The following is a 3,600-nucleotide window of genomic DNA, read 5'->3' as shown; positions in this document are numbered from 1 at the left end:
CTTCTGCCAGCATCTCCAACCAGCCCAAGCGGAAAGCAGCCGCCCTCTAACGCCAGTCCAGCAACTCCGGTGCAGAAACACCCCATTGGTGCAACTTGATTGCTGGAACGGGTTGCTGAAAAGCCCTTACACATAGAAACCCTTGCGTAAAGCAAATTCATTTCCTTTACTTATAATCACACGTTTTATGGACTCTTACGATAACGAGTTAAAACAATGGTCGGACGCCCTCGAAAGGGCCGAAGAAGAAAACGGCAGAATGTTTAGCGGACAAGAGCCAGACTATCCCGATTTGGACGAGGATGACCCCGTGCGCTGCCCTGTCTGTGAGTCAGATGAATTGCGCCATACGCCCGGCACAACAGGTTACTCTAATCTCTTTGGCGAACAGGAGGCTCCCGGCTGGTACGAATGTCAAGACTGTTCGCATATCTTCAATGATTAACAAACGTCCGAAAAGATGAACACTACAACAATTACACACAAGGCAAAGCAAGGCGACCGCGTACTAGTCGCTAACTACCGAAAAAAAGACGAAACCCCTGAATGGGGTACGGTGCAGAGCGTGAAGGTAGGAATAGGGCCACACTCAGGCCGGGGCGCAGGTTTTCATGTTAGCTATGATATAATTCTGGACAGAAAAACAGTCACCCGCAGGGGATATGAGGTCTGCATGTGGCTGTATTTGGGGGACGATAGAGTTTTGCAAGTTGAACCAGTCCAATAACCGTCCGATATGAAAGCTCTCACTATTTTAATTCTCCTGGCGTTCCTTTCGTTTACGCCCAAGCCAGCTAGACAGGTTAAGATTGACACGATCCGGCACTATCCCAACGATCACAGCCAACTTAAATCCTACATTGAAACCAGGGCTGGCACCGGCTTTGAGTTGGCGGAAACGATAACCACCTGCACAGATTACCGGGGCGGAACTGGAGAATGTAGCACATCATTAGTTTTCAAAAAGTAATTGTCGCTTATGGATAAGTACAAAATAAATGGATATAGGTACGTCACAGAGAGAGAGCCAATCGAAACAAAAACCTCCAACTCTCTCCATGAAGCCAACGGTATTGCCCTCGAAATGATCAGGGATCGTTGTAGCCATTCGCTAGTCATTAACAGCTCCAGTGACAGGATTGTAAGTAAGTTTGATCGTCAACCTCTGTAAAACAACCGTCCGATATATTGATTTGCTCCGAAAAGTACTCTGGATTGTTCTTTACAATATAGAAATCTACCTGATAGGACGGGCAACGTGCCCCGTTGATAATCGGATGGTAATAGTCTCCGTTCATCTGGACAAATACGGTACCTGCGGGGATAATGCGTCCATAAACGTTTGCCTCTTTCTGTAGTACCCAATCCTTGTACCCCTTCGATTTTTGCTCAAGCTCATGTTCAACTTGCGAAGTCAGGCGCATCAAAAGTTGCTCTACATTATTCATGTTTCTGTCGTTTTCGTTTCAATAAATATAGACAAAAATATGAAGAAAAGCAATGTTAACTCCCTAAAAATCAGTATATTTATGTAGTAAATAAAGCGGCCCGACGAAGTGCTACCAACACTTGCCGGGCCTATCATTCACAATAATCTAGCTATTGCGATGACTGCTACAAATGTATGCAATCCGGGTGAGGTATGGAAAGACGTACCGAATTATGAAGGGCATTACCAGGTTTCAAATCTTGGTAGAATGAGGTCTCTGGACAGGCCGCCAGTTTATAAGGCCAGGGGTGCCAGAGGTTTTACCGGGCAGCCTTTATCTCCAAATGCTAACCAAAGGGGCTACTTATGCATTAGTCTTTCAAGAAAACACAAATACAAACGTTTTTTTGTTCACAGAATTGTAATGCACGCTTTTGTTGGTCCTATTCCTGACGGATATACGGTTAACCACAAAAACGGCATAAAGGACGACAATCGCCTAGAAAATCTTGAATACGTCACACAAGCGGAAAATAATGCTCACGCATTTAGAACTGGCTTGCGTACTAATAAAGGCTACCGCCCTTACAATGCGCTGACAGATCAGCAAGCGGCAGAGTTTAAGAAACTTCGCCAGGAGGGGTGGTTATTAAAGCCGCTATCAAAGATGTTTAATATTTCAATGAGCACTGCGTCCGGTATTTCTAGGGGATTGCGCTATTCGTGGGTTTCGACACCTATTAGCTCTGAACGTTAATCGAAACCCTTAAAATCTGCTCGAACTTTACTGCATAACTAGCAATCAGTTCAGCACGATCGACACCATTTACAGCCCTTCTTGCATTAAAATAGTCAGTTTTCTTCTCATTGATGTAATTAGAAATGCACTTGCCCGTAAATGAACCGGTTCTCAATCCAGCCATTGAAATTGCATAAGACAACTTCGGCTCATTGGCTAACGAAGGATTATTGATTAGATCGACATTAAACAGTTCGCCCATATGGCGATAATTTGACCTTCCTGTAATCATCAAAAAGCCACGTCCTTTATACCGCGCTCCGTCGCCTTCCTGTGTGTTGCCCAGTTGCTTACCGACATTCGTGTGCGGCCCGTAACGGGTGTTGAAATAATTCTCGCTGCCGTACTCGGATATCGGCTCCATCGTGCCGGCTGTCTCGTGCTGGAAGGTGGCGAGGGTATAGGCAAGCTGCCGAATTGACACATCGCCCGTTGTCCATCCGGTGTCGGCTTCAATGAAGTCAATCAGCGTGTCAATGGCGACGACCTTCTGCTGGGAGAGCGGGCCGAAGTGGGTGCGGTATCCGTTGAAGAAATTAGCCCGGTGGATTTGCATAAGATTCTGGAATTGTGTTAATTGGTACTATAAGCCGACCGGGGCAGGACACTTGACCTGTTCGGGCCGCGAAAATCATAAGCTTTTCACTTGTGAGCCTCGGTTTTAAACCGGGGCCTCCGACAACATGTCCGGACCGCTTCCCACGATCAGCGCGCTTAGTTCGGGCCTTTTACGAGTCCATCTGGCGGTGAGCCGGGTGGACTTACTTATTTGCGCCGACGCTGCCACCACTTGCGCCGGGGCTTTTCAGCTTCGGCGGGCACAACCACCTTCACGGTATCGCGCACGGCGATGGTATCAAGAGGCAGTACCGTTGCCACCACGGCCTTCACGGTATCGACCACGGCGCGAACCGTGTCCACCTTGGCCTGCGTGGCTTCCTGGTTGCGCTGCACGGTGTTGACTGTGGCGGCTGTCCGGTTAACCGTCCGATTTGTTGCCGCCAGTTGCCGCTTTAAGCGGGCGTTCTCGGCTTCGGTCTTTTTCTGGTTTGATAACAGCTGCGCCTGGTTGGCCAGCGAAAGCGTCAGGCCCACCACCAGCTGATCGGTGTTTTGCTTGACCTGCTTGGTCTCGGCCTTATTCTGCTTTAGATCGGCACTCTGCCGCTCGATAGCTTTTTCCTGCCGCTTCTGTGACTGCATCAGGTAGTGAATGGTGTCGGGCCCGCCCCTGAAAAAACTGTGCACCCCCGCGCCGATGGTCACCAGCACCACGCAGGAAAGAATCAGCGTCACCATCTGCCAGGTCCGCCGGTTCATCACCAGCTCGTTGGGGTCCTGCCCCCTAAATAGTCTGATAAGCCGGCTTAGC

The 3,600-nt window shown here is 48.8% G+C and carries 5 protein-coding genes; 2 read left to right on the top strand and 3 right to left on the bottom strand.

Going from position 1 to position 3,600, the window contains the following annotated elements:
* Positions 1 to 142 precede the first annotated feature (142 nt).
* Positions 143 to 445, top strand: coding sequence for a hypothetical protein (locus tag ACYVHX_RS04855; RefSeq protein WP_460670494.1), 303 nt, complete (start codon positions 143 to 145; stop codon positions 443 to 445).
* 673 nt (positions 446 to 1,118) lie between these two features.
* On the opposite strand, the gene ACYVHX_RS04850 is transcribed toward ACYVHX_RS04855, so the two are convergent.
* Positions 1,119 to 1,448 (bottom strand): hypothetical protein, encoded by a 330-nt coding sequence (locus ACYVHX_RS04850; RefSeq protein ID WP_460670493.1) that lies wholly within the window; start codon positions 1,446 to 1,448, stop codon positions 1,119 to 1,121.
* A gap of 159 nt (positions 1,449 to 1,607) precedes the next feature.
* Between ACYVHX_RS04850 and ACYVHX_RS04845 the strand changes: the two genes are divergently transcribed.
* On the top strand, positions 1,608 to 2,186 hold the full coding sequence (locus ACYVHX_RS04845) for an NUMOD4 motif-containing HNH endonuclease (RefSeq protein ID WP_460670492.1): 579 nt from the start codon (positions 1,608 to 1,610) through the stop codon (positions 2,184 to 2,186).
* Here the strand turns inward: ACYVHX_RS04845 and ACYVHX_RS04840 are convergent.
* Complete coding sequence (locus tag ACYVHX_RS04840) at positions 2,170 to 2,784, bottom strand: glycoside hydrolase family 19 protein (protein ID WP_460670491.1); 615 nt, start codon at positions 2,782 to 2,784, stop codon at positions 2,170 to 2,172. The two genes, ACYVHX_RS04845 and ACYVHX_RS04840, sit on opposite strands and share 17 nt — an antisense overlap.
* A 209-nt stretch (positions 2,785 to 2,993) precedes the next feature.
* On the bottom strand, positions 2,994 to 3,600 hold a 607-nt coding region (locus ACYVHX_RS04835), incomplete at its 5' end, for a hypothetical protein (RefSeq protein ID WP_460670490.1).

Source organism: Larkinella ripae (genome assembly GCF_054780775.1).
The sequence above is the reverse complement of the archived record's forward strand: the minus strand, read 5'-3'. Positions and strand labels throughout refer to the sequence as shown.

Coding starts and splice junctions, on each gene's coding strand:
- ACYVHX_RS04850 (WP_460670493.1), bottom strand. CDS start 1,448: ATGAATAATGTAGAGCAACTTTTGATGCGCCTGACTTCGCAAGTTGAA.
- ACYVHX_RS04845 (WP_460670492.1), top strand. CDS start 1,608: ATGACTGCTACAAATGTATGCAATCCGGGTGAGGTATGGAAAGACGTA.
- ACYVHX_RS04840 (WP_460670491.1), bottom strand. CDS start 2,784: ATGCAAATCCACCGGGCTAATTTCTTCAACGGATACCGCACCCACTTC.